Origin of the sequence: Paenibacillus zanthoxyli JH29, assembly GCF_000520715.1 — a bacterium.
In the GTDB taxonomy this organism is placed as follows: Bacteria; Bacillota; Bacilli; order Paenibacillales; family Paenibacillaceae; genus Paenibacillus_AQ; species Paenibacillus_AQ zanthoxyli.
In genome coordinates, this window is record NZ_ASSD01000411.1 from 1 (window position 1) to 454 (window position 454).

1 protein-coding gene is annotated in these 454 nt (G+C 68.9%); it reads right to left on the reverse strand.

Features of this window, described 5'->3' with window-relative positions:
- Positions 1 to 454, reverse strand: a 454-nt coding sequence (locus L691_RS29095; protein ID WP_036737227.1) for an HAD-IC family P-type ATPase, incomplete at both ends; no start/stop codon positions are given.

Sequence of the window (454 nt, forward strand, 5' to 3'; positions counted from 1 at the left end):
GCACGCCGCCCGCTTGAAGCTTCCGTACCGCCTCGGCCTTGCCTTCAGGCAGCACTTCGGCCATCACCCGGTCAATACCGGCCTCGGCCGCGATCGCCCGCGCCGTCCGCTCATTGTCGCCGGTGATCATCACGACATCGATCCCCATGCCCCGCAGAGCCGCCACCGCCTCGCGCGAGGTCGGCTTGATCGTATCCGCGACGGCCACGACCCCCGCGCAATCGCCGTCCACCGAGACCAGCATCGCCGTCTTGCCCTGCTGCTCAAGTTCATTCATGGCGTCAAGCCAGCGGGCGGCATCGACGCCGTTCTCCTCCATCATCCGGCGGGTGCCGACGATGATCTCCCTGCCCTGGACGGCGGCCTTGATACCCCGCCCGGGTACATTGGCGAAGCTTCCGGCTTCGGCCAGCGCCAGCCCTTTCTCCGCTGCGCCTGCGGCCACCGCCTCGGC